Raw genomic sequence first — 1770 nt, forward strand, 5'->3', positions numbered from 1 at the left:
AAGACTACAGCACCCGTTTCCCTCCATAATGTTAAAGATGGGAAAATTGCTGAAGATTCGCATGATGCGATCAATGGGAACCAAATTAATAAAATATCTGGAGATATAGCAAATTATTTTGGTGGTGGTGCCTCGTTCGAAAATGGTGCTTTTAAAGGACCAAACTATAGTTTATCTGTTATTGTTGAAGATGGTCAGGTGGCAAAAGCCAATTATCATGATGTTGGCTCAGCTTTGAGTGGTCTCGATGCAAATGTGAAGAGTGTGAATAGTCATCTCACGAATGTGGTCAATAATTTTACACAACAAATCAATGATATTACACAAGAAGTCAAAGGGGATGCTTTGTTGTGGAGCAATGATGAGCAGGCATTTGTAGCACAGCATGGAGAGGAAAAAACCAATAGCAAAATTAAGTTTCTTGCTAATGGAGATATTTCTGCTAACTCAACCGATGCTATAAATGGTTCGCAACTTTATTTGATGAGTAATCAGCTTGCTGCATATTTTGGTGGTGGCGCTGGCTATAATAATGGAGAATGGACTGCTCCTACTTTCAAGATAGCACAATTCAAAGCTGACGGGAGCTCTGGTGAAAAGAAGGATTATCATAACGTTGCCAGTGCTTTTGACGGCGTAAGTGAGAGTATGTCTAAGATAAACGACCGTATTCAAAGTGTTGAAAACAATGTCTCGTCCAATGGTTTAAATTGGAATGAGCAGAAAAAAGCTTATGACGCTAGCCATGATGGTCAACCAAGTAAGATTATCAATGTAGCAGATGGTAAAATTGCAGAAGGTTCAAAAGATGCAGTCAATGGTGGACAGCTTTGGGAAACCAACGAACGTATCACTGGCGTTGAAAAAGATATTAGGCATATTGAAAACAGAGTCGACAATATTTCCACTACGGTTACGAATATTGGTGAAACGGTTTTCAATATTGAAGACAGAGTTGATAATATTGAGAACACGGTTAATAATCTTTCTGATGGTGCAGTTAACTATGATAAAGATGCTGATGGTAAAAAAACCAATAAGATCACTCTAAAAGGTGGCAACGAAAGTGAACCTGTTATGATTGATAATGTTGCCAATGGTCGCATTGAACAAGATTCGAAAGAAGCTGTGAATGGTGGTCAACTGCATGATTACACTCAGCAACAGATGAAAATTGTTCTCGATGATGCAAAAAAATATACGGATAGTCGGGTGGATAATATTGTTATTAATGCCATTGATGATGCTGTTGATCGGTCTGACCGATATACAGATATGAAGTTTAATATTTTAAGTTATGATATTAAGAGCGTACGCAAAGAGGCAAGGCAAGCAGCCGCCGTTGGTCTAGCAGTATCCAACCTACGTTACTTCGACGAGCCAGGATCTTTGAGTGTCTCATTTGGTAGCGGCGCATGGCGTGGGCAATCCGCATTTGCTCTTGGTGCTGGTTATACATCTGAAAACGGAAAAATCCGCTCTAATCTCTCTGCCACGAGTGCTGGTGGTCATTGGGGAATAGGTGGTGCAATTACTCTGAAAATAAAATAATACGAACAACGAAAATAGAACAAAATATCCACCCTTATTTATTGAAATAAGGGTGGATATTTTTTTTACAGACGCACAGTATTTATCTAGAGATAAGCATAATATTTGATGAGGCTATAAACTGTGAGGTTTTATAGAAGATTTTTCTATATTTTGTTGAAAAAAGATCACAGTAGAATCCATATTGCTAAAAAGTTATATTTTTATGTTGCTATTTTC

The 1770-nt window shown here is 38.0% G+C and carries 1 protein-coding gene; it reads left to right on the forward strand.

Annotated features, from left to right (window positions below; all coding sequences use genetic code 11):
- Window positions 1-1551 (forward strand): Vomp family autotransporter (locus ACFIMA_RS07240; RefSeq protein WP_375693743.1); only part of this gene is annotated, 1551 nt, incomplete at its 5' end.
- Window positions 1552-1770 lie beyond the last annotated feature (219 nt).

The sequence above is a fragment of the Bartonella sp. AP88HLJMH genome, from assembly GCF_042195605.1.
In the GTDB taxonomy this organism is placed as follows: Bacteria; Pseudomonadota; Alphaproteobacteria; order Rhizobiales; family Rhizobiaceae; genus Bartonella.